Below are 22,463 nucleotides of genomic sequence, written 5' to 3' on the forward strand. Positions count from 1 at the left end.
GTCGTGTGGGGTAGTGAGGCGACGCTGCTGCTGTGGGCCGCCGCAGGCGAGCCACCCGGTCTGCTGCCCGCACGCCAACAGATGGCCGTATCACTGGGCTGGCACATTGTGCTGGCCAGCTTCGGGGTGGCATTTCCCACCATCATCTATGTGATGCATCGGCGCGGCATCGTCCGCAACGATCCGGTCGCGCTGGGCTTGGCGCGGCGCTGGGCCAAGGTGTCCGCCGTCCTCTTCGCGATCGGAGCGGTATCGGGCACCGTGCTGAGCTTCGAGATGGGCCTGCTGTGGCCCGGCCTGATGGGCCGTTTCGGCGACGTCCTCGGCCTGCCCTTCGCCTTCGAGGGGTTGTCCTTCTTCGTCGAAGCGATCTTCCTGGGGATCTACCTCTACGGTTGGGATCGCATGCCACCGCGGCGCCACCTGGCCATGCTCATCCCGATGGGCATCTCGGGGGTGGTCGGCACCTTCTGCGTCATCTCGGTCAACGCGTGGATGAACCACCCCGCCGGATTCACCATCCGCGACGGCCACGTCGTCGACGTCAACCCCTGGGCGGCGATGTTCAACAGCGGAGTGTGGCTGCAGTTCCTGCACATGTGGGTGGCGGCCTTCATGGTCGTCGGCCTCACAGTATCCGGGGTGTACGCGTTCGGGCTGCTGCGCGGCCGGACCGATACCCATCACAAGCTCGGATTCACCGTGCCGTTTTCGTTCGCCGCGGTCGCCGCGGTCGCCCAACCGTTCATTGGGCACGTGCTCGGCATGCGGATCCATGACACCCAGCCGGCCAAGCTCGCGGCGTTCGAACTGGCTCAGACCACTGAGGGACCCGCGCCGCTGCGCCTGGGGGGTGTGCTCATCGACGGCGAGGTGCGTTGGGCGCTGACCATCCCCAGACTGGGGTCCCTCATTGCTCGCAACTCCTGGGACGCACCCGTCCCGGGCCTGGAGGACATCCCTCGATCGGAGTGGCCGCCGGTCAACATCACGCACCTGGCGTTCCAGTCGATGGTGGGCATTGGCACCCTCCTGGCCGCTGTGGCGGTGGTGTACTGGCTGGCCCGTTGGCGCGGATACGACTTGCTCGGCAACCGGTGGTTCCTCCGCGTGTCGGTCCTCACCGGGCCGCTGGCCATCGTGGCTGTCGAATCCGGGTGGATCGCCACCGAGGTCGGCCGCCAGCCCTGGACGGTGTGGCAGGTGCTGCGCACCGTCGATGCCGCCAGCCAGAGCAGCGGTCTGTGGTGGAGTTACATCACGGTTTTGGTCGTCTACCTGGGGATGACGGTCGGTGCGGTCGTGGTACTGCGGTCGATGGCCCAACGGTGGCGGGCCGGTGAAGTCGACCTACCCAGCCCGTACGGACCTCCGCGCACGGAGACGGTGCCGTGACGCTGGCCACCGTGGTCGCGATGGCGATGTTCCTCGGCGTGATCATCTACGCGCTGCTGGGGGGTGCTGACTTCGGTTCCGGCTTCTACGACCTGACCGCCGGCAACGCGCGCAGCGGCGCAGAAATTCGCACCCTCGTCGACCACAGCATCGGACCGGTGTGGGAAGCCAACCACGTGTGGCTGATCTACATCTTGGTGATCTGGTGGACGGGGTTTCCCGCGACTTTCGCTGCCGCCACTACCACGTTGTTTATCCCGTTGGCGTTGGCGCTGGCTGGAATCGTGTTGCGAGGGGCTAGTTTTGCGTTCCGGAAGTACTCGGCGACAATGTCGCAGGCCCGGTTGTTCGGTGCGATCTTCGCCGGTTCGTCGCTGATCGCTCCCTTTTTCCTCGGTACGGTCGCCGGGGCGATCGCCTCGGGTCGCGTCCCGGCAGACGGTTACGGCGACCGCGTCGGCTCGTGGCTTAACCCGACGTCGTTGGTTGGGGGGTGTCTGGCCGTCGCCACTTGCGTGTTCCTCGCCGGGGTGTTCCTGACCGCCGACGCCGACCGCGCCGGCCACAGCGATCTGGCCGACAGTCTGCGACTGCGGACCCTCGCCGTGGCCGCTCTCACCGGCGTGATCGTCTTCGCTGGGCTCTACCCCGTCACGCACGACGCTCCCACTCTCGCCGCCGGGCTGCGTAGCCACGCCTTCCCGTTGCTCGTGCTCGCACTTGTCGCAGGGGTGAGCGCGGTGATCCTCGTTTTCCGCCGTCGCTACGCGATCGCCCGGGTAGCCAGCGCAGCGGCAGTCGGGTCAGTGATCACCGGGTGGGGCGTTGGTCAATACCCGTGGCTGCTCGTCGACGAAGTCACGATCGGCGACGCCGCTGGAGCTGACGCCACGCTGGCCGGGTTGCTGGTGGTCGTTGCCCTCGCCGCCGTCATCGTGCTGCCGGCCCTGGGCTACTTGCTCTACCTCACCCAAACCGAAGAGTGGTCGCGCAGCTAAGGCTTTAGAGAGCTCTCCAGCGAGAGCGAAACTGATTACAGCGCCGAACCCGCTACGGGAAGGGTGACGAGGAACAAAGCGAACAGAAACCAGCCCGCACCCTGCCAGATCGGCCACGTTCCTTCAGCACGCCACACCTGATACGTGCGAATGAACGCCCCAAGGCCGCCCACGAACAACACGGCCGGCACCAGGACGCCAGCCGTCACTACCTTGGTAAAGGCGTAGACCATCAGTGCCAAGCCCGCCACAGCGATCACCGAGACGGCGTAGCGGACAGCGGCGCGGAACACGACGGGATCGCGCCAGCGTTTCTCAACGTCGTTGGTCATGCTCTCTGAATGCCCGCATATCGGGAGACGAAAACGGACAGTCCCCTCAGCTACAGCGATTAAGAGAAGCGATGTCGCGCCGCACTCGACCCATTCATCGTCGTGGTCACCCCGTTCGCATTCATTGGACACTCACGAAAACATGTCGCCGCCGACGAAGGGCAACCGGCGTAGCAGCTCACCAACGCCCCGCGCCCACAGAGGTAGGGGCATTGCGTTGACGATTCTTCCGATATCCACTGGTAAACGGGTTTCACGCAGAAACGGTCGAAAATGAAAGCAAGGGCAGATGTTTCGCATCGCAAACGACGAAGCCGTCCAAACACTTAGAAAGGAGTGAATGTGCCGACGTCGAGTACCCGGGCGCCGCGTGGGCACCCGGGGTCGTCAGCGACTAGATTTGCCGTCCCGCCGCCGGGCCCGGAAGTTCGGATAGCCGCCGGGGGCGCACACAGCCAGCGGACAGGCGCCCAACTCGGCCGGGACTCGCACAACCGTCTGGTTCTAGGATTCGACATTTAGATGGCAACACCCGGCCGATATTTCAATGGCAATGCCGCGTCGCACCTGGTCGATGCACGGACAAATGACACGCAATTTGGCAACCTACAGCCGTGTCCGGACGGCCCGGCGAGGTCGCTGATACTGGTTTCGTGTCGGTTGGCGCGGTGGTGGCTCAGGTCGGTGAGGTGCTGGGCCGCGCGCACTCACTGTTCGGCGACCCGCCGGCCTCCGGGCAAGGACCCGCCGCGGGCTCGGTGATGAAGCTCTCGGGCGCCGGGGACCTGGTGCGCTCCGGGCAGGCCCAGATGGCACCACTGTCGGGGCAGCTGGCCACCAACTACTCCACCTTCGCCGGCGGCGCGGGCCCGGCCTTGGACACCCTGGCCGGCAACGACCGGGCACTGAGCACCCAGCTCGACGACGCCGCCCGCTCCGATCGCACCGGCCGCACCAGCTCCGGCGGCGTGGTCAACGGCGCCGCCGCAGACACCAACGGACTGGCCCCGTTCACCAACACCCCCGCCGGCCAGAAAGCACTACTGGTCGCCCTGCGCCAGCGCGTCGCCCAACAACAACAAGTCGTCCAGGCATACAAAACCCGCGACGCGCAGATGGCGGCGATGCTGCGGTCGATGGCCTACGGCGGTGGGGGCGCAGGAAGCGGCTCACCATTCGGCGGCGGCTCAGGCCTGTCGATGCCACAAATGGGGTCGCCGCTGAGTGGACTTCAGGGGCTCTCTGGGTTGTCTGGACTTGGCGGCAGCGGCACCCGCCTGCTGTCGAGCACGCGACCGGGGGGCCGCGGCCCGCTGGGAGCCTTGGATGCCGGAAGCATTGTCGCCAGAGCTATCCAGGGCCAGCTGCCACCAGGCAAGGCTCCCGAGAACGGGCTGCAGAAGTTCTCCGTGCTCACCAATCGCGCTGTCTCGGCGGCGTTTCCGCAGATCCGGGAAATAGGCGGCGTGCGCGCCGACTCGTTGAAGTGGCACCCCAACGGGCTCGCTCTGGATGTGATGATTCCCAATTGGAATACCCCGCAGGGAAAGGCCCTGGGGGATGAAGTGCTGTCGTTTGTGATGGCCAACAAAGAGGCACTCGGCGTCGACCACGCGATCTGGCGGCAAGCGACGTATTACGGCCCCGGGGGCGGTGAACCGATGGGAGGCCGCGGCGGCGCCACCGCGAACCATTTCGATCACGTGCACATCGCGACCAAGGGCGGCGGCTACGTGCGCACGTAACGGGTAGCAGCCTGCGCGGTGCCACCAGCTTCCGGATTTTGTGTCTGGGGGGTTGGTCTGGGTCGCTGATACTGGTTTCGTGTCGGTTGGCGCGGTGGTGGCTCAGGTCGGTGAGGTGCTGGGCCGCGCGTATTCGCTGTTCGGTGATCCACCGGCCTCCGGGCAAGGCCCGGCTGCGGGCTCGGTCATCAAGCTCTCCGGCGCCAGGGAACTGGTGGGCACGTCGCAGGCGCAGATGGCGCCGTTGTCGGGGCAGCTGGCCACCAACTACTCCACCTTCGCCGGCGGCGCGGGCCCGGCCTTGGACACCCTGGCCGGCAACGACCGGGCACTGAGCACCCAGCTCGACGACGCCGCCCGCTCCGATCGCACCGGCCGCACCAGCTCCGGCGGCGTGGTCAACGGCGCCGCCGCAGACACCAACGGACTGGCCCCGTTCACCAACACCCCCGCCGGCCAGAAAGCACTACTGGTCGCCCTGCGCCAGCGCGTCGCCCAACAACAACAAGTCGTCCAGGCATACAAAACCCGCGACGCGCAGATGGCGGCGATGCTGCGGTCGATGGCCTACGGCGGCCGCGGCGGTGGGGGCGCAGGAAGCGGCTCACCATTCGGCGGCGGCTCAGGCCTGTCGATGCCACAAAGCGGTGGTGGATTCGGGGGAATCCCTATGGGCGGGGGCGGGTTTGGTGGTAGCTCCAGAGGTGGCGGATCTGGTGGGCGACGACCGTCGCCCAGGATCGACACGGGCCGCGATATCCCTCCTGGTAGGGGTGGGCAGGCTGTGCAGGCGGCGTTGTCGAAGCTGGGCCGCCCGTATGTGTGGGGAGCCAAGGGCCCTTCAGTCTTTGACTGCTCGGGGCTCACGGGGTGGGCGTGGCGTCAAGCCGGCGTGCAGCTGGGGCCCGACACCTATACGCAAGTGAATCAGGGGGTGGCCGTGCCTCCTGGTGAGGTCCGCGCCGGTGATCTGATCTTTCCCAAGGCGTCCTATGACGGCCGCGGCCCGGGTCATGTCATGTTGGCGATCTCGTCGACACAGGTAGTGCACGCCCCTCAGACCGGTGATGTGGTGCGTATCGCGCCGATGCCGCCAGGGTTTATCGCGCGCCGCCCGGTGGCCACCTAGCCCGGAAAATCGTGCACGGAGGGGGATCGGCGCGGCTTTAGGCTCGTAGTTGTTCCGCCCGAGGAAAGGATGTGGCCGTGGAGTCTGGGTTGCAGCAACAAGCCAGTCAAATCTTGGATCTCGCTACGCGGGCGAAGAAAGTCTTCGGCGGTGACTCCACCCCGCAGCGGCCACCGGAGTTCGCAGCGCCGCGCGATCTCGAAGAGACGATCTCCCGTGATCACTTCTGATTTCAGTACCGCGCCAGGCACGCCATCGTCAATGCTGTTAATGCTGTTAATGCTGTTAATGCAGAAGAGGTTACGATGACCGACGCTCGCAAGTTCGATGAGCTGGTGTCCTGGCATGCCAAGCCGGTCGCAGGGGTCGGTATGGGCTGGGATCCGGGTTGGCGTGCCGACGGGGGAGCGTTTGCCCCCAACATCAGCCCCTCGGACCCGTACTGGAACACGGTGTTGGACAAGGCCCAAGCCGCCTATGGCGATCCTGGTATGCGGTTCAACACCTCTGACCCGAGCGCCGACCGCTATCTCGTCTTCAGCGACGGCACGCGGGTACCGACCGATGGCTCGTTGGCCTATCGCGACAACGGCAACACTTACGTGATGAACAGCGATGGCTCGGTGTCGCTCCTCGGTGGCGACGGCAAGGCCGGTCAGCCGTTCTTCCCGGAGTTCCGGCGCAACGAGGCCGGCCAGTATGTGCCGGTCAACGCTCAAGGCCAGCAGGTCGCCCCGCTGGCCTCCTCCTACGTGGACGATCCAGCAACAGGCAAGCGCACCTACTACAACGCCAACGGAGACGTCGTGGGATCTGAGCGGCGGCCCGCCACACCGCCTCCGGGCAGCCAGCCCGGCGTGGCGACCGATGAGCAGCAGTCGGGGCGCACCGCTGACGCGGTACGCAAGCTGCACGACGAGATGAAGGACCGCTACAGCCAACTCAGCGAGGCTGAGGGCAAGTTGACCGAGGCGATGCTGAGCGCCCGGACCACGACCGCTGAGGGCCAGCAGAAGCTCAACGACATCCAGCAGAAGATCGTCGAGGCGGTCAACAACCCGGCGATGTCTCTGGACACTCCGGCGGGCGAGCAGGCGTTCTTGAAGTTCCTGCGCAGTCAGGTCGCCGCGATCGGCGAGGTACTGCAGTCGGGGACTTTGACTGCCGAGGATCAGGCCAAGGCGGCGTCGGCGCTGGCCGCCCTCTACGACATGGACGGCGCCTCCCCGGACACCGGGAGCGAGACTCCCACTGACCCCAACGCCCAACCGGGACCTGCGACTCCGGCTCCTGCGCCCCCGGTCAGCGATCCCGCTCTTGCCGATCCCGCGCTCACGGATGCGGGGCTGGGGCCGATGGAGCCGATGCCCGATCCGATGTTGTCGGATTTGGGGATGGGCGGGCCAATGGGCGCTGACCCGCTGGCGGGGCTGGCCTCCGCGTTGCCGGCCGCGATGGGGGCTTTCCCTCCGGGAGGCGGATTAGGTGGCGGCAGCCCTCTCGATGCTCTCACCGGAGCCGCTGCGCCACTGGCCGGTCTGGCTTCCCAGCTGGGCGAGCAAGCCCGCCGTGAGGAACCCGACCCCAGCGCCGAGTCGGACAAGGAGAAGGACCAAGACGACGAGCTCGACGAGGACAAGGACGAGCACGACCACGCACCCGAGCCCGTGCCCGGGGAAACCCCGTCCACGACGCCGCAATCGGGCACCCCGCCGGAGCCGGTGCCCGCGGGCACGCCCGGGGAGGGCGCCCCACCGGCTGCACCGGGCCCGCCCCCTCCGCCGCCGACGGCAATCACGCTGCCGGACGGCTCGACCGCCAATGCACGCACCCCAGAGCTGGCCCAGGCCGTCAAGGCCCACCTCGACGGCAAGCCACTCGAGGAGGCCTATCGCGAACAGCACCTCGAGCTGCCCCCGCCGGGCACTCCGGTGACCGCTCCGGTCGATCCGTCGCGCCTGTCAGCCGGCATGCTCGCGGTGTTCAACGACCATTACGCGGTCGCGCTGAGCTCGGTGAAGGCGCTCCAAGATGGCCAGGTTGTGCCGGCGTCGATGATTGCCTCCAGCCCGGGCTTCCTGGGCTGGCTCGATCCCAGCGCAGTCGGCGCACCAGCACCCACCCCGGCTCCCACGCCAGTGCCCATCCCACCGGCCTCCCCGGCCACCGACCCGGCTAACCCCGCGCCGCTGGCCAGCGCACCGGTGCCCACCCCCATCGGATAGCGGCTGACGTATGACGCGGCGGCAAAAAATCGCGACAATATCTAGATCGAAGGAGCTATGAGATGACCGACCCGATTCATATCGACCCTCAGGTGATGCGCACCGTCGCCAACCAGCACGACGATGTCGCCGACCAGATCGCGCCCGCCCGTGAGGCCAGCGCCGAGATCCTGGCCGCGGTCAACACCTTCGGCCCGATCATGCACCAGTTCAAGTCGGCGGTGTCGGACTTGATGATCAACCGCGACGCCGCGCTGCTCCACCACGAACACACCCACCGCAGCGCCGCGATCGGGTTGCGCCGCGAAGCGGCCAACTTCGTCACCCGCGACGAAATCAACGCAGAAAACCTCCGAGTTGACCAGCAATGACAACCTGCCGCTGAGCGAGCAGGCGTTCCTAGCCAGGACCCCCGACGATGCGGTCCTGGTCAGAAATGCCGTCAAGGGGCACATCCTGGGCGTTCAGCTCGAACCCAAAGCCATGCTCGACACCATGTATGAGTTATCTCAGCGAATCGTGGCCTGTGCCGACGTGGCGTATCTTCAGGGGCAGGTGGCACTGCGCGAGCAGATGGAGGACGCCAAGCTCGATCCCGTCTGCTACGCAGATTTCCCCACCCAAAGGGACCTGGCCGCCGCCCGTGACCGACTGAGGAATCTCTAGACCGATGGTTTCTGTTGACCCGAGTGGACTGGTCTCGGCAGCACAACGGATCACCGCCGCGCTGTCGGAGCTGACAACAGCCAACCCCGAGCATCCTCCACTGGCCGCTGATCCGGCGTCGGTCGGCGCTGCGGGCAGGCTGACCACTGCGGGCAGCACCTTGGCCAGCGTCCTGGTCGAACAGGCGGCAGGGCTAGCCGCCACCGCCGAGCAGCTGGCCAACGTCGCGGCGGGTTTCACCGCCAAAGACGCGGCCAATGCGACCAAAATCTCCAGCCTCAACACCGCCAGTGAGGGCGCCGCCGTGTCGGGTTGGGCGCCCCCGTCGCCGCCGGTCCCTCCCGACGCGCGTCCAGTGCTGGCCGCGCCACCTGCGGCGCCCGCCGAGATCATCTCCAATGCGGTGCACTCCGGTGACCCCGCCAGCGGTGAAGCGTTCATCTCTGGATGGCGCCAGGTCGCCGGCTCGGCCCGCGACGCCTCAGCCGCGGTACGGTCGGTCGCCGATAGTCTCCCCGACAATTGGGATAGCCCGGTGGCCACCGACGTGGTGCGCGGGCACCTGATCAAATACGCCAATGCGTTGGAAACCTCCGGCCAGCGCGCCGAGACGGTCGCCGAGCAGGCCAATCGCCATGCTCAAGAGGTCGCTCAGGCCCGCAGCGACATTCCGAGTCCGGACGCGTTTCAAGCGATGAACCACCAGCTGCAGACGTTGGCGCAGGCTAACGCGCAGACCGGCGGCATGTACGCGGTGCCGCTGGCCAACGCGGTGGAGCAGAAAGCTCAGATGGAGGCCCAAACCGCGCAAGGCTTCGGCGGCTACTACGCCACCACAGAGGCCACCACCGCCGGTGAGGTTGATCTGGACGGTGACGGTATCCCCGACGTTCCCGCCGACGAGGCGGCTGCCGCGGCGGCAGCGGGGGAAGGAACGGGTCTGCCGGGCGAAGCGACGCCGGGAGAGCCCGGGTCACAGGATATGGCCGGTCAGCTGGCCTCGATGCTTCCCAGCATGATCCCCACGGTTCTCGGGGCGGCCGGGGGACTGTTGGGCGGCGCGATGTCATCGGTGATGAAGGCGCCCGAATCGCTGATTCAGGCCGGAACGCAGGCGATGGGTGCGGCTACTCAAGGGCTGTCGGGGTTGATGCAACCCGAGCTCGACGACATCGGCACCGAGGACCTGGGCCTAGATGATGCGCCGCTCGATGACATGAGCGGCTTCGGCGGCGGTGGCGGCGGGATGACGTCGCCGGCCTCCGGCGGGGCACCGTCGACGCCGCCGGTGATGCCCTCCACGGGCCCCAACCCCACCCCGCCAACCTTGCCCACCGGTGGATCGCTGCCTCCACCGGTGAGCCCCACGATGGGCCCGGGCGGCGGCATGATGCCGATGGGAGGCATGCCGATGGCCGGCATGCCAGGGGGTGCGGGCCAGGGCGGCGGGGCCGACGAACGCAATGCAAAGCCCAAACAGGTTGTGGGCAAGGATCTTCCGCACACAGAATCGGTGACCGGCAAGGTGACTGCTGACAGGATCGCAGTGTCGTCAACCGCACCGGATCGCAAGGATGATGACCCTCCGCCCAACGACGACGCACCTCAGCGCAGTAGCGCTCCGCTGATCCGCCGTATCACGACCGTCGCACCGAAGGACGGCGCCTAGTGTTGGGCGGCGGGGGGTTCGACGACCTCGGCGACGAGGAAAAGGTCAAGTTTTCCGAAGCGGAACAGGCCGCGACCCTGGAGCGTCTCGACAAGATGATCGCCCAGCTCGGGGCGTTGCGCACCGAGGTCGAAGACCCCGATGGCTATGTGCGGTTCACCCTGGGTGACGACGGCCGGCTCCTCGAACTGTTCATCCACGAGGCTGCCCGCACATCGCTGACCAACTTGGCGTTGGAAAAGAAGCTCAACGATCTGTTCGCCGCTGCTAACGAGGCAATGATGCTGTCCCGCAAAGAGTTCTGGGACCACTACAGCATTACCGACATCTGATCCGCCGGTCTAGCTCCGAAAAGCGCTGAGCCAGAACCGATGTTTTCAGATCGGCCTTGGCGAGCCTATGGCCCAAAACCCCGCGCCGATTGACTAACGCACGGGGCACGGCCCGGGCAAACAGACTGACTGTGATCGCGAGAAGCGTTGGCAAGAAATGCCGTTCGAAAGTTTTAAGTGGAAGGGCCCGACCAAAGGTGGGAGGAGTCGGGCCCTTCCGGTTCCGACCTCGGGGGGCGCGATCGGACCACCACGAACGCTACCGCAGCGCCCACGCCCCTCCGTGCACAAAATTCGGCGGCGCGATGCTGCGCCATCGCTGCGGCTCGTTGAGGTGCCGCGCGGGCCCGCTACAGATCCGGGGTAGCTGTAGGCAGCCAACCTGTGAAAGGCCGCGAACATGTGTTGACGGGGAGGTGCCGAGCGGATCGGGCCTAATTTGGCGGTGCCAGACCCCACCGGGGCCGTTTACCCTGGAGGTATGACAGCGGGCGGGAAAACCCAAGCATATGTGCAGCCGCCGAACGGTGGCCCCTATGGGCCGCCTCCTGGCCCCGGCCCATCCGGCTACGGCCCGCCGGCGCCTCCGCCGGAGTTGCAGCGGCCCCCACGCCCGGGACGCCTGCGGACGGCACTCGCCGCCGCGGGCATCATCCTCGCCGTGGTTCTGGCGGCATCCGCGCTGGTAGTAGCCCTAACGACCCGCTCCAGCAGCTCCAACACTGCCGCACCTTCGGCCGGCAACCCCGCCGCATCATCCAACCCGGCGTCCACTGAACAGGCCGACCGCGCACTCTGCACCGCAATCGCTCCCTTGATGGTTGAACAGAACAAAGTCTCCAACGATTGGTTTCGCCTGGGGGAACCCGGCTCGACGGCGAGGGACGCTGGGCTACCAAAGTTTATTGACGACACAGAAAATTGGGTCGGTCGAGCCGAAGCTGTGCTCGCGGAGCACCCCGGCGTCCAGCCGCGACTGGAACGAACAATGAACCGTTATGTCGATGACTTATGGCTTTTCGTGAATAACATCGCGCCCGGCCCTTCGGAGGACTACGACAAGGCAGCTTGGATTGACAGCATGATCGCCTACGGCGGGCCCCAAACAATTTGCGACGACCTCGGCGCCGGCTGGTAGTTGGATGGGGGGGACTCGCTGATGCCGGCTTCAGCGGCGGTTGCCGCTGGCCAAGGGATGCCGACCCGGCCATACTCAATGCGCATTCTCGGCGGCTCCTGGCCAGCGACGTCACCGGAGTCGTGGTCGGACACCGCGAGCGCGCTGAGCAAGAAAAGTGCTGACCTGAGCACGTCGGCAGCGGCGATCCGCCGCGCAGCCGACGACCTCGGCGGATCCAATTCAGGCCAGATGATCGACGCGATGTGTGAGCGCTCGTATCGCACGGCACAGACGGTGATCAATCACTCGGACCTCTACGGCGACATGGCCAAGGCGGTCAAGGAAACGGCTGAGCTGATCTGGCATGCCCGCGGCCGGCTCGAAGAGATCGACCGCAAAGCCCATGAGGAGATCGAACGGCTCAAGCAACAACTTCAAGCGTTGGCGGCCTCGCCGTTAGGCGCGGGTGCGGCGACGGCCGCCATCTACGCAGCAATAGAAGCCGTCATCACCGCAGCGCAAGGGGAAGCGCTGGCTGTAGGGACTGACACCGCCGCGTCTATCGCAGAGCAAGCCGCCAACATCGGCGGCACCCCCTCAAGCCAAATGCCCGGTGGCGGCCAGATCACCCCTGCCGACCACACCACCCAAACCGGCGGCAACGGAGACAACATCCAGGCACTCGACAACCCGCATGGTTCACCACCACCGTCACGTCCGACCAGCGACCTACCCAAGTGGAACGAATCAGGCCACCCTCGCGACGACCTACCTAGTGATGGCGCAACTGATTCCGGCAGCGAAACGCCCGGTGCCTCAGAACCGGGAAAGACTCCCGGCGAAACGGGTACGGGTTCGGGTGAGCCTGGAGAAACCCCAGGCGGAAACGCGGACACCACCGACGCGCTGAAGGGTACTCCAGCTGAAGCTAACAATTTGCCTCGATGGGAGTCGAACACTCCGGCGATGACTCCGCCGATGACGCCTGTGTCGTCTGGAGGCAGCGGTGACGCTTCGTCGCTGGGCTCGGTGGGGAGTGGGTTCAAGCCGCCGTCTGCGAGCGGGTTGTCGTCGGCGGGGACCGGTGGTCTGTCGCCTAGTTCGTTGTCTTCCAATGCGGGGCTGTCGTCGTCGCTGCCGTCTTCTGTGTCGCCGGCGGCGGGCGGTCTTCCGTCTGCAGCTGCGGGTGGTGGTGGCGCACCGGGGGCGGCTACCTCGTCTGACTTTTCCCGCGGGTTCAATGCGGGCTTAGGTACGGGCTCGGTGTTGCCGCCGCCTGTTGCTCCTCCTCCGGCGCAGCCCCTGAGTTCGACTACGGGTGCGTCGAGTACGCCGGTCTCGGCCGGTCCCGCGCCGGTGTCGGCGGCTGGCGGGCCTGCGCACGTCGCGTCGCCAGGGTCGGCGGCGAGTGTTCCGGCCGGCCACATGGGGTCGATGGGTGCGCCGATGATGCCGCCAGCGGCCGCTCCGGCTGGCCCGCTGCCTCCGTTCAACTCTGATTTGCAGCCCAGGCAGGTCGCGCCAGCTGCGGCGGGCGCACCGCCGCCCGCGCCGCCGCCAGCTCCACCTGCCAGCCCGGGCCAGGGGACAGCGCTTCCGCCGGGTGTGGTCGCCTCGGGTGTCGGCGCCACAGCGGCGGGCGCGATCGCAGGGGCGCAGTCTGGGGCGCCTGACCCGTTGCTCGATAAGGCCTCGGAGCTGGTCTACGAGCTGATGCACGCCTCGCGGGTTTATGGGTGCATCGACTGGTGCGTCGGGATGTTCAAGACGCCGTCAGGGCCGCAGGCATGGGTGTTGAGCAGTGAGGGCAGCGGGTTCATCCCGCCGGGGGTGTTTCTGCCCAGCTCCGCGCGGCTAGTTTTTTCAGATCCTGGTTTGGACAAGGATTTTCACGCCCGCTGGTTCGGCTGGGTCAACCCAGCCCAGACGATGACCGCGTACGGGCAGATGTGCATGGCGAGCAACCCGAACGTCGAGTTGTGGGCGCTGGCGGTGTCGACGGACTATGGCGGCAACGCCGCTGTGGCGCGGGATACCGGTGTACGGCATATCGAGAATTGCGCGTTGACCACGTCACCGATCAAGGCCGACTCAGCACCGCCGGCGCTGGATGAAACTCGTATTCATCGGCTGGAGACCATTGACCGCCCCGAGTACGCGCGCCTGACCACCGGCGGGGTGGTTGATCGTTCCCAGCTATGGGCGTTGACGGTTGCCGCAGTGCGCACGGTCCTCTCTCGCGCCTCTGAGCTGCTGGGCTTCCAGGTTCCTCCGGCCATTCGCCAGGTCGCTATGGCGATCGAGAATGGTGAGCCGGTGATCGAAGAGTTGTGGGCCGATCTTGACGTGGCGATGCGCGCAGCGATCCTCGACAGCGCGGGCCAGCGGCCAGGTCGGGTGGCTGGCGACGTGGGCCCGTCTGCCTATGCGCGGTGTTTCCACAACGTGGCCCGCGCCGCGGAGCTGCTGTCGTGGTGGCGCAGCACGACACCGGATTATGTCGAGATCGCCTACACGGCAAGGCATATCGCGAAGGAAGCTGAACTATGGCCCACGATGGCCGCATGAGGGGAGTTGTGTAGATGCCTGCAGTATCTGGGGGCGCGAAGCCGATCGAGGTGTTGCCCGCGGCGGTCACGGGCACTGCCCAGTCGATCGCTGGGGAGGTGAGCCGGTCGGCCCAGCCTGGCCCGGTTCCGATGCCTGCGGGGGGTATTTCGCCGATCGATGTCGCCGCCAACGCCGTGGCCGTCGCGGTGGCCGAGAATGTCGCGCACTGCTCGGCGACGCTGGCGCCGGAGCCCATCGAAGGGGTTCAGAAGGCCGAGACCGCCACGACCGAGCTTCGGGGGCAGGACACTGAGAGCGCCGCCGACATCAGGTCGGTCGCTCAGACTATGCAGCCGATGCCGCCGCCGGGGGCCAGCGGCGGCGGGGGCGCACCGAGCATCCGCCCGGTCAGCAATACCGGCGCGGATAGTTGGCATTGGGAATATGACCACAACGGGCTGATGGTCAGGGTCGATGACGTCGAGCCAATTGATCCGGGCGGCGCGGCCGGGGGTGGTTTCGGCGGGCTTGCCCCGGTGGGCCCCTGACAGTTCGGTCACCGCTTGTTGCGTGAAGGGGGTCGCAGCATCGTGGGTTGTCTGATTATCGGGCGCTCTGAAATTGGCGCCGATATAGCCCCCTGGACGGGGTTAGGGTCGGATACGTGACCACTCAACAGTTCAGGCGGCCCGGCCCGATTGCACGCCCGCCGGCGACGGCGGGCGGCAAGATCGCGATTGATCCGCCGATTCCGGCGCCGATCCCGCCGCCACGCAGCGTGTGGGGGATTGTGCTGCCGATCGTTCTGATTGTCGGTGTGATCGGGTTTATCGTCGCGATGTACATGTCCGGAATGCGAAGCTTCGCATCGGGTTTCGGCATTTTCGGGATCATGATGCTGATCGGCATGGCGGGCATGCTGTTCCGCGGCCGCGGAGCCGCGCAGAAGATGTCCTGGGGTGAGCTGCGGCAGTACCGGGCCAACTACTTCGCCCGCCAGGACGATGTGCGCGATGAGATCGAGGTGCAGCGCCGCGCCCAGTTCGACCATCGCGAGCATTTCCATTGGGACCCAGCCAAACTCGTGGCCGCGGTCGGAACCGAACGCATGTGGGAACGCTCACCGAGTTCGGATGAATTCGGCGAGGTCCGGGTCGGGGTCGGCAAGGTCAAGCTCGCCATGACGATCGAGAAGCCGAAGATTCCCGAGGCATCACAGATCGAACCGGCCACCGGTCACGCCCTGCGCAAGTTTCTGCTGGAGCAGGAATACATCGACGACATGGCCAAGGTGATTTGGCTGCAACGCTTCGCGGGCGTCTCGTTCATCGGGGATATGGACGAGGCACGCGCTCTGCTGCGGGCGATGGTGTGCCAGCTGGCGGCATTCCACAGCCCCGCCGACCTCCAGATTCTGGTGGTCAGCGACGCCCCGTCGGTGTGGGACTGGACGAAGTGGCTGCCACATATGCAGCATCACAGCAAGCGCGACGGCTGCGGTGAGCGCCGGCTGCTGTTTTCCTCCCCGGCTCAGCTGGAGGAGTTTTTCGACGAGGCGGAGCTTCCGCGTAGCGAGTGGACACCCCCGGCCAGCGGATTGCACGGCGCGGGGAACACCGTTCTGCCGTTCCGGGTGATCATCGACGACAACTGCGGAACCCCCGAGGACTGGGCCGGCCTGACTGGCAGCGCCGGGTATGCCGGCACCTGCTTTGTGCGCCTGGCGCCGTCGGTGCCGCCGCCCTCGCCGCATGATGCGTTCGGGACGAAGAGTTGGATCGGGTTTTCCCCGGAGACCACGTACCGCCTCGTGGGCGGTGCGCTGCGCAAGCGACTGCCCGCCGAGGACCTCACACCGTTTAGCGGTGTGCAGCACCCGTCCTCCGACGAGCTCGACGACGCCTTCTACGCCAAGGCCGACCAGCTGTCGATCACCGCGGCGGAGCGGTTCGCTCGGGCGATGGCCCGCTTCCGCGCCTCCGGCGGGGTCACCACGGTCACCGATTCCGGCCACCAGCAGCGCACGCTGCTCGACGCGGTGGGGGTGCGCGACCCCCGCAACCTCGACGTGGACCGCCTGTGGTCCCCGCGCCGCAGCCAGGGCCCGGAGTGGATGCGCTTCCCGGTCGGTCTTGATGAGAGCGGCCAGGTCGTCGACCTGGATCTCAAAGAGGGCAGCCAGCAGGGCATGGGCATGCATTCGCTGTTCATCGGCACGACCGGCGCGGGCAAGTCCGAGGGCATCATCACCGAGGTCGCCTCGATGGCGTTGACCCATTCGCCGGAGGTCGCCAATGTGGTGTTCTTCGATTTCAAGCTGAAATCAGCAGCCGGCGTGCTCGAACAGTTCCCGCATGTGGTGGCCAGTGTCAGCAACCTCGGCGATGAGCGCCACCTTGTCGGCCGCATGTATGAGGCGCTGGAAGGCGAGCTTGATCGTCGCGGCGCGCTGTGCAACGCCGCCGGCCCGGACGTGGTGGATCTGACGGTCTACAACCAGCGGCGGCTCACTGATCCCTCGCTGCCGCCGGTGCCGGTGCTGTGGGTCATCGCCGACGAGTATCAGGAGCTGCTCAGCGACCGTGACTGGGGCGATAAGTTCCGCAGCTTGTTCTGGCGGATCATGCGCCAGGGCCGCGCCTATCACATGTTTTTGCAGCTGGTCGGCCAGACCGTCGACACCCAGAAGCTGCGCGACATCCGCAAGCTGCTCGGGTTCACCATCGCCGGCCGTACCGGCACCGAGGAAGATTCCCGCGAGGCCCTCGGTGTGGGGATCGCCGCCAAGATCGACGAGAAAGGCGCGGAGGGAACTGCGTTCCTGCGGGTGGCGCAGCGCCAGCCACGCCAGTTCCGATTCTTCTACTCCTCGGCTGATTTCGTTCCGCAGACCGGGCCCGACGACAGCCGTCCACTGGAGGCCGGCACCTGGTTCGAGCCTCGTGCTTTCACGGCCGAAGAGGCCGCCGACATCGATGGCCTGCTGGCCGAGCCGGTGGAACGCGACGCTGCCCCGGCGCCGGTCCCGGAGGCCGCCAGCGTGAAGATCATCGACGCGGTGATTGGTTCCCTGCAGGCCACGGGGGCCGCCCCGCCACGCCAGCTGTGGCTGCCCCCACTGGGCGCTCCGCCGGCCGCCGATGATCTGGTGGCTCGACTGCGCGGCAAGCCGTGGGATGTCGACTACGGCCAGAACCCGGGCCTGGTGTTGCCGGTGGCGCTGGAGGATCGCCCACGTCAGCACCGCCAGGATGTCTGCTACCTGAACATGCTGGAGAGTAGCGCGCTCATCGTCGGCGCCCCCCGTATGGGCCATACCAACGCGGTCATGACCATGATCACCGCGGGTGCGTTGATGTACCGGCCGGAGCGGGTGCAGTTCTACTGCATTGCTGCCAGCGGCCCGCAATTGGCAGCGCTGAATGATCTTCCGCATGTGGCGGCGGTGGCGGCTTTGCACGACACCGAGGGCGTCACCCGCTTGTTGGCCACCGTGCGCGGCATCGTCGAGGAGCGTGAACGGCTTTTCGCCACCCGCGGCCTGGATATGGAGCAGGTGCGGGAGGCGAAGTTCGGCCCGAACCCGACCGATATCGGCGTCTCCGGCGGTGATGTGGTGCTGGTCATCGACGGCTGGGGCAACTTCAACGACGCCAACCAGAAATGGGTTGACCAGGTGATGTCGCTGATGCGCGCGGGCAACTACGGGGTGCGCACGATCGTCACCCACACCAGCTATCTGTCGAAGATCAACACCCAGGTCAAGAACCTGTCCACGGAGCGCATCGAGTTGCGGATGACCGATGAGCGGGAATCCGAGCTGGGCCGGCGCGACCCCACGGTCAACCGGGGCAAGGAGGTTCCGAATAAGCCAGGACACGGCCTTAGCGCCGCCGGGTTCCACATCATGATCGGCGAGCCGGTGCTGGCTAATGATCCGTCGGGCCACATCGACGCTCGCGGTGTCGGCGCAGTGGTGCGCCGGGTGGCCGGAGTGGAGAAATTCGCCGAGGTGAAGCGCCTGCCGGAGATGGTGCCGCTTTCTGATGTGTTGGCGCGGGTCAACGGCGGCGCGCAGCGCGACCTGGTTCCGTTCGGTCTGTCGGAGTCCGATCTGGGCCCGGCCTACGTCGACTTCGCCGAGAACCCCCACGCGGTGGTCGTGGGCCGCGCGCAATCGGGACGCTCGGCGTTCCTGCGCACGATGATGCACAGCGTCATGGCCCACTACAGTCCCGATGAGGCCACCATTGTGTTGATTGATCCGCGCCGCCGCCACATGGGCGTGGTGCCGGAGGAGACGTGGCTGTCGCGCTACGCCTACACCCTCAACGACATCAAGAAGGCTGCGGGGGAGTTGAAGGAGCTGTTCGACAAGCGCACCCCGCCGCCGGGCACCAGTCCCTCGGAGATGCTGAAACGCCAGTTCTGGACCGGCCGCAAGATCTTCGTGTTCGCCGATGACGTCACGTCGTGGAACTCGGCGCAGAATCCGCTGATGGAGTTGGCCGACTACGTGGAAACGGCCGACCAGCTGGGCATGCACATCATCGCGGCGGCCGATATCAAGCTGTGGAGTTTTCAGGCGTCGGGCAACAGCATGCTCGGCCGACTGGCCGGCGCCCTGCAACCGACGATCATTCTGGACGGCCGCCGAGAACACGGCCCGATCATCAGCGGTGTCTACGCCGAACCTCAGCGTCAAGGTAAGGGCATCTACGTGCATCCTGGCGGCACCACCGATGGTGTGCTGGTGGCCTGGACACCCGAACCGGTGCGCTCGACACCTCCTCGGCATTCCTCCCCGATGGGCCAGAGCTAATGCGATCACCAATGACTCAAGCGGGCGATTGGGCTACGGAATTAGTGGCCCAAGCACCGGAATCAGAGATTTTGAGCTTTCTCAACGGCCATTCATCGAGGTCATCGGTGGTGATGCGTGCCGTGCGGAATTTAGCGCAGGTAGCCCCCTAACACTGGGCTTAAACTGAGTTCAGATCACCCCCACGAAGGGAGAGGCAAACAAATGTCCGTTCCAATCATTGGTGTCGAGCCGGCGCTTGTCGGAATGCTGTCGGCTGCCGAGAGCGCGGGCGCGGCGACCATGGCCGCCGGGACGTCCGGGGCTGCCCCGGTGATGACGACGGTGCTGCCCCCGGGTAGCGATCCAGCGTCGATGGCGGTGGCGGCGGCGCTCAACGCGCGCGGCGCGGCAGCGGTCGCCGCGCTGACGCAGCTGACGATGACGCGGGCCATGTTCGCCGGCAACGTCGGGGTCAACGGCACCAGCTACGCAGCCATGGATGTGCTGCAGCAGAGCGCTCTGGCGATCTAGAACCGCTTTCGGGCAATGCCAGGCTTCGGGGATTCGGCGCTCAATCCGCCGCAGGTGAACTACTACCAGTTGGTCACCGGCGATGAGGCGGCGACCGCGGCGGCAGCCGCAGCGGCTCATCAGGCGACCGCGGCGATGCTGACCGCCGAGATTGCCACCATGACCACCAGTACGACCAGCACGGCCGCGGTCGGCTGGCAGGGCGCCGGTGGTGCGGCGATGACGATGACCGCTCAAGCGTTCGCGGGAATCTTGGGCATGGCGGTGGCCTGGTTTGAGGAAGCTGTCGTGCAGGCGACGGCCATCGTGGATGCCTATCACCTGGCCAAAACCACCATGGTGCCTGGACCGGTGTCGGATCAGAACCTCGTCGACACTGAGGCGCTGGTCGCCACGAATTTCATCGGGCAGAACAGTCCGGCGATCGCGGCCCTGGTCGCCGAGTATGAGCGGCAGTGGATTCAGAACGCCACGATCATGTCGAGTTATCAAGGTGTGGTCACCGCGGCGCTGGGCGTGCTGGCGACGCCGCCGCCGTTCGCACCGATGGCACCCAATCCGGCCGCAGCATTGGCCGCCCTGGGCAACGCCGGGGCACAAGCCGGTGTGCAGGGCGCATTGCAGGCCAGCTCACAAAGCATGCAGCAGGCCAGCACCGCGGCCGTGCCGGCCGCTGAAGCGGTCTCGGCACCCGCCGATGCAATGTCGGCGATGGGCGGGCCGATGGGGATGATGGGGCAGCTCTCGTCGGTCACCGGCATGATGGGCCAGGCTCCGCAGATGCTGGGCCAGGCCCCGCAGATGCTCAGCCAGTTCATGCAGATGCCCATGGGCATGCTCGGCCCGCTGTCGTCGAGCATGGGCGGTCTCGGTGGCGCCCCGGGGGCCGCGTCAGCGGCTCCGCTGACCGGTACACCGGTGGCGACGCCGGGGTTGGCCAGTGCGCTCAGCGGCGGCGGCGGTGGTGGCGGCGGCATCGGTGCCGGCGGCAGCGGGGTCGTTCCCACCAGTTCCTACACCCGCCCGGTGGGGAGTTTCAGCACCCCGAATGCCCCCAAACTGCCCGGCGGATTCGGAGGTGCCATCGAACCGGTTGCCACCGGACCGAGCCCGTCAGGGGGTGCAGGCACTGGTGGTCTGTACGGCGCTCCGGCCTCGGCGATGGGGCGCGACGGCGGGGCAGCGACCGAGCAGCGGCAGGGACGCACGATGCAGGTCACGCTTGCCCGATCGGCTGCTGACAGGGGGGACAGGTAACAAAAAATTAGCGCACGGCGGGGTGTGTAGACGCCCATAGACTTTGTCTAGAACCAAACACCTTCCAGAACAGGAGTTTCCATGGCACAGCAAGTTGTTGGTGCGGCGCAGATTCAGTCCACCGCCGACCAGCTCGACGATCTCAAGATGCGGGCCCTCGACGTGCTCAGCCGCTACCAGCAGCATTCGACCGAACTGCAGGCCTCCGGCGGCCTCGACGGCCAGGCCGGTGTCGCCAACGTGGCTACGGCAGAAGAGATCTCGCAGGCACAGCGTGAGATGAACATGCGGTGGGAGTCGCTGATCGCGGCGCTGCGTAACAGCGCACCGGACTTCACCAACATCGACACCCAGAGCGCCCAGCAGATCCAGTCGGTCGCCGGCGGCCTGCGCTTCACCTGACCCTTCCACCACCACAGACAGTCGAAAGGATTCCACCACAATGGACGGAATGATCAAGGTCAATCCCGGCGCGATCGTCGATTACAACGCCGCCCTGGGAACGTTCAGCGGCGAGCTGGACAACATCGCCTCCGAGGCGCAGAACCTGCTCGGCGGCATCGCCGAGTACTTCACCACCGATCAGGCGTCGGTCACCTACGCCCAGGCGCAGCAGATGATCATCGACGCCACCAACGAGGGCAAGGAAGTCATCCACCGCCACGGCCAGGCCGCCGACCAGGCTGGTGTGGACTTCGTGTCCCAGGACGGGGCCTCTGCCCAGACGTTCATGGTCTAGGACGGCCCACCAGGGGTGCTGTAGCGACAATGCCGAAAGGGGGGCCAACTGAAGTTGGCCCCCCTTTTTGCTGCTCGAAAGAATAGATAGAAGGGATAGGACATGGCGCTGACGACAACCGTCGGGGGCGTATGGGTACTGCAGGCGCTGCTGGGTGTGGAATCCATGCCAACAGCGTTGCGGCTCAAGCCATTTATTCCGTCAGTGCATCACGAACTGATTGTTGAGACCACAGCAGGGCCGGTCCCGATCGCTGAAACCGCCGAGTATCTGAGCCTGGTGCAGGCCGGCGCTATTTCCCCCAGTGGCGCGGTCGACGACCCGGTGCGCGACTGGATGACCGTGCTGGGCCGCCCTGATCGTCAGGCCGTCCTGACCATACGGCGACCGTCAGGGCAGGCCGTCCACAACGGTGAGCTCCCGACGGTGGAGGAGCGGGTGGTCGTGGTGTGCCGGTACCGCCGGTGGCTGGCGATGGCTGCCCGCGACGGCAACGAGATGGTCGTTGACGCGGTGGGGGAGACCGATGACCCCGCAGTTCAGGCGGACTTGATGTGCCAAACCTTGATGCCGGCGCTGGGTGTGGCCGCACCCGCTGATATCGACGGCGTCAACATCCCCGCCGACCTGATGCAATCGACGCTGGAAGCCGCTGTCCCGCAAGGGCGAGACGCCACGATCGCCGCGATGAGCCGGCTGGGACTGCAACCCCAGCAGGCCGAGGTCCTGGCTGCGGCGACACGCTTGGACGACTCGGCCATGGCCGTCGCCATGGTGATTGACCACGACATCGCCCAGCATGTCCATCCCCGGGTGGTCACGGTGGCCGACACCGAGTTTGGCCGCGTGAGCATCACCACGAGCACGTCGGCAGACGGTAAGCAGTGGCTGAGCTTGTGGTCGGCCACCACCGACGCCGTGCGCGAGGACCTCTACGGGCTGCTTTCCGCGCCACGGGCGGCCGCGTAAAA

At 66.5% G+C, this 22,463-nt stretch carries 20 protein-coding genes; 19 read left to right on the plus strand and 1 reads right to left on the minus strand.

What is annotated here, in order from left to right; all coding sequences use genetic code 11:
• The first annotated feature begins 3 nt into the window (after nt 1-3).
• Nucleotides 4-1,395 carry a cytochrome ubiquinol oxidase subunit I gene (locus tag DYE23_RS29505; RefSeq protein ID WP_235660672.1) on the plus strand — a complete coding sequence of 464 codons (1,392 nt, stop codon included), beginning with the start codon at nt 4-6 and terminating at the stop codon, nt 1,393-1,395.
• Nucleotides 1,392-2,393, plus strand: a complete 1,002-nt coding sequence (locus DYE23_RS29510) for a cytochrome d ubiquinol oxidase subunit II (RefSeq protein ID WP_115329227.1) — start codon at nt 1,392-1,394, stop codon at nt 2,391-2,393. The genes DYE23_RS29505 and DYE23_RS29510 overlap by 4 nt, the downstream gene beginning before the upstream one ends.
• Nucleotides 2,394-2,428: 35 nt before the next feature.
• On the opposite strand, the gene DYE23_RS29515 is transcribed toward DYE23_RS29510, so the two are convergent.
• A complete protein-coding gene (locus tag DYE23_RS29515) occupies nt 2,429-2,725 on the minus strand; it encodes a hypothetical protein (protein WP_115329228.1) in 297 nt (98 codons plus the stop codon).
• Between the two features lie 614 nt (nt 2,726-3,339).
• Here DYE23_RS29515 and DYE23_RS29520 point away from each other — a divergent pair.
• From DYE23_RS29520 to DYE23_RS29595, 17 genes are all read left to right on the plus strand, one after another.
• On the plus strand, nt 3,340-4,470 hold the full coding sequence (locus DYE23_RS29520) for a VldE C-terminal domain-containing protein (protein WP_235682692.1): 1,131 nt from the start codon (nt 3,340-3,342) through the stop codon (nt 4,468-4,470).
• 40 nt (nt 4,471-4,510) lie between these two features.
• Nucleotides 4,511-5,599 carry a C40 family peptidase gene (locus tag DYE23_RS29525; RefSeq protein ID WP_115329229.1) on the plus strand — a complete coding sequence of 363 codons (1,089 nt, stop codon included), beginning with the start codon at nt 4,511-4,513 and terminating at the stop codon, nt 5,597-5,599.
• 71 nt (nt 5,600-5,670) lie between these two features.
• The gene (locus tag DYE23_RS31035; RefSeq protein WP_164481798.1) at nt 5,671-5,829 is read left to right on the plus strand and encodes a hypothetical protein; all 159 of its coding nucleotides are present in this window, start codon (nt 5,671-5,673) and stop codon (nt 5,827-5,829) included.
• A 75-nt stretch (nt 5,830-5,904) separates the two neighbouring features.
• The gene (locus tag DYE23_RS31810; protein WP_115329230.1) at nt 5,905-7,824 is read left to right on the plus strand and encodes a DUF4226 domain-containing protein; all 1,920 of its coding nucleotides are present in this window, start codon (nt 5,905-5,907) and stop codon (nt 7,822-7,824) included.
• Between the two features lie 62 nt (nt 7,825-7,886).
• The gene (locus DYE23_RS29535; RefSeq protein WP_115329231.1) at nt 7,887-8,195 is read left to right on the plus strand and encodes a type VII secretion target; all 309 of its coding nucleotides are present in this window, start codon (nt 7,887-7,889) and stop codon (nt 8,193-8,195) included.
• On the plus strand, nt 8,182-8,490 hold the full coding sequence (locus DYE23_RS29540) for a DUF2694 family protein (RefSeq protein WP_115329232.1): 309 nt from the start codon (nt 8,182-8,184) through the stop codon (nt 8,488-8,490). Before DYE23_RS29535 ends, DYE23_RS29540 begins: the two co-directional genes overlap by 14 nt.
• A 4-nt stretch (nt 8,491-8,494) precedes the next feature.
• Nucleotides 8,495-10,159, plus strand: a complete 1,665-nt coding sequence (locus DYE23_RS29545) for a PPE domain-containing protein (RefSeq protein ID WP_115329233.1) — start codon at nt 8,495-8,497, stop codon at nt 10,157-10,159.
• Nucleotides 10,159-10,491 carry a hypothetical protein gene (locus tag DYE23_RS29550; RefSeq protein WP_115329234.1) on the plus strand — a complete coding sequence of 111 codons (333 nt, stop codon included), beginning with the start codon at nt 10,159-10,161 and terminating at the stop codon, nt 10,489-10,491. The genes DYE23_RS29545 and DYE23_RS29550 overlap by 1 nt, the downstream gene beginning before the upstream one ends.
• 661 nt (nt 10,492-11,152) lie before the next feature.
• On the plus strand, nt 11,153-11,629 hold the full coding sequence (locus tag DYE23_RS29555; protein WP_235660673.1) for a hypothetical protein: 477 nt from the start codon (nt 11,153-11,155) through the stop codon (nt 11,627-11,629).
• A 21-nt stretch (nt 11,630-11,650) separates the two neighbouring features.
• Nucleotides 11,651-14,179 carry an EspK C-terminal domain-containing protein gene (locus DYE23_RS29560; protein ID WP_115329251.1) on the plus strand — a complete coding sequence of 843 codons (2,529 nt, stop codon included), beginning with the start codon at nt 11,651-11,653 and terminating at the stop codon, nt 14,177-14,179.
• Between the two features lie 14 nt (nt 14,180-14,193).
• Nucleotides 14,194-14,709 carry a hypothetical protein gene (locus DYE23_RS29565; RefSeq protein WP_011767961.1) on the plus strand — a complete coding sequence of 172 codons (516 nt, stop codon included), beginning with the start codon at nt 14,194-14,196 and terminating at the stop codon, nt 14,707-14,709.
• A 116-nt stretch (nt 14,710-14,825) separates the two neighbouring features.
• Complete coding sequence (eccCa, locus tag DYE23_RS29570; RefSeq protein WP_115329236.1) at nt 14,826-18,983, plus strand: type VII secretion protein EccCa; 4,158 nt, start codon at nt 14,826-14,828, stop codon at nt 18,981-18,983.
• A 204-nt stretch (nt 18,984-19,187) separates the two neighbouring features.
• On the plus strand, nt 19,188-19,496 hold the full coding sequence (locus tag DYE23_RS29575; protein WP_011767963.1) for a PE domain-containing protein: 309 nt from the start codon (nt 19,188-19,190) through the stop codon (nt 19,494-19,496).
• A gap of 15 nt (nt 19,497-19,511) precedes the next feature.
• Nucleotides 19,512-20,753 carry a PPE domain-containing protein gene (locus tag DYE23_RS29580; RefSeq protein ID WP_115329237.1) on the plus strand — a complete coding sequence of 414 codons (1,242 nt, stop codon included), beginning with the start codon at nt 19,512-19,514 and terminating at the stop codon, nt 20,751-20,753.
• A gap of 81 nt (nt 20,754-20,834) precedes the next feature.
• On the plus strand, nt 20,835-21,155 hold the full coding sequence (locus DYE23_RS29585) for a hypothetical protein (RefSeq protein WP_011767965.1): 321 nt from the start codon (nt 20,835-20,837) through the stop codon (nt 21,153-21,155).
• 49 nt (nt 21,156-21,204) lie between these two features.
• Complete coding sequence (locus tag DYE23_RS29590; protein ID WP_235660675.1) at nt 21,205-21,492, plus strand: WXG100 family type VII secretion target; 288 nt, start codon at nt 21,205-21,207, stop codon at nt 21,490-21,492.
• Nucleotides 21,493-21,594: 102 nt separating this feature from the next.
• Nucleotides 21,595-22,461, plus strand: coding sequence for an ESX secretion-associated protein EspG (locus DYE23_RS29595; RefSeq protein WP_115329238.1), 867 nt, complete (start codon nt 21,595-21,597; stop codon nt 22,459-22,461).
• The last annotated feature ends 2 nt before the right edge of the window (nt 22,462-22,463 follow it).

Origin of the sequence: Mycolicibacterium gilvum, from assembly GCF_900454025.1 — a bacterium.
GTDB classification, from domain to species: domain Bacteria; phylum Actinomycetota; class Actinomycetes; order Mycobacteriales; family Mycobacteriaceae; genus Mycobacterium; species Mycobacterium gilvum.

Bases quoted from the DNA above. Each gene is read 5' to 3' on its own strand.
- DYE23_RS29515 (WP_115329228.1), bottom strand. From the start codon at position 2,725: ATGACCAACGACGTTGAGAAACGCTGGCGCGATCCCGTCGTGTTCCGC.
- DYE23_RS31810 (WP_115329230.1), top strand. From the start codon at position 5,905: ATGACCGACGCTCGCAAGTTCGATGAGCTGGTGTCCTGGCATGCCAAG.
- DYE23_RS29535 (WP_115329231.1), top strand. From the start codon at position 7,887: ATGACCGACCCGATTCATATCGACCCTCAGGTGATGCGCACCGTCGCC.
- DYE23_RS29545 (WP_115329233.1), top strand. From the start codon at position 8,495: ATGGTTTCTGTTGACCCGAGTGGACTGGTCTCGGCAGCACAACGGATC.
- DYE23_RS29560 (WP_115329251.1), top strand. From the start codon at position 11,651: ATGCCGGCTTCAGCGGCGGTTGCCGCTGGCCAAGGGATGCCGACCCGG.
- DYE23_RS29565 (WP_011767961.1), top strand. From the start codon at position 14,194: ATGCCTGCAGTATCTGGGGGCGCGAAGCCGATCGAGGTGTTGCCCGCG.
- DYE23_RS29575 (WP_011767963.1), top strand. From the start codon at position 19,188: ATGTCCGTTCCAATCATTGGTGTCGAGCCGGCGCTTGTCGGAATGCTG.
- DYE23_RS29580 (WP_115329237.1), top strand. From the start codon at position 19,512: ATGCCAGGCTTCGGGGATTCGGCGCTCAATCCGCCGCAGGTGAACTAC.
- DYE23_RS29585 (WP_011767965.1), top strand. From the start codon at position 20,835: ATGGCACAGCAAGTTGTTGGTGCGGCGCAGATTCAGTCCACCGCCGAC.
- DYE23_RS29590 (WP_235660675.1), top strand. From the start codon at position 21,205: ATGATCAAGGTCAATCCCGGCGCGATCGTCGATTACAACGCCGCCCTG.
- DYE23_RS29595 (WP_115329238.1), top strand. From the start codon at position 21,595: ATGGCGCTGACGACAACCGTCGGGGGCGTATGGGTACTGCAGGCGCTG.